1 protein-coding gene is annotated in these 229 nt (G+C 55.9%); it reads left to right on the top strand.

Annotated elements, in window-relative coordinates:
- Window positions 1-190 (top strand): opacity family porin (locus tag HMPREF2959_RS05155; protein WP_002252919.1); only part of this gene is annotated, 190 nt, incomplete at its 5' end.
- Between the last annotated feature and the right edge of the window lie 39 nt (window positions 191-229).

Here is a 229-nt window from a genome sequence, read left to right as displayed (position 1 = left end):
CAGCAAACCTGCCTATCACGAAAGCCACAGCATCAGCAGCTTGGGTCTTGGTGTCATCGCCGGTGTCGGTTTCGACATCACGCCCAAGCTGACCTTGGACACCGGATACCGTTACCACAACTGGGGACGCTTGGAAAACACCCGCTTCAAAACCCACGAAGTCTCATTGGGCATGCGCTACCACTTCTGATTCCCCGACACCGATGCCGTCTGAACCTTCAGACGGCAT

The sequence above is a fragment of the Neisseria sp. HMSC070F02 genome (genome assembly GCF_001814225.1).
Classification (GTDB): Bacteria; Pseudomonadota; Gammaproteobacteria; order Burkholderiales; family Neisseriaceae; genus Neisseria; species Neisseria meningitidis.
Note: the sequence above shows the minus strand (reverse complement) of the source record. Positions and strands in the feature narration are given on the sequence as shown.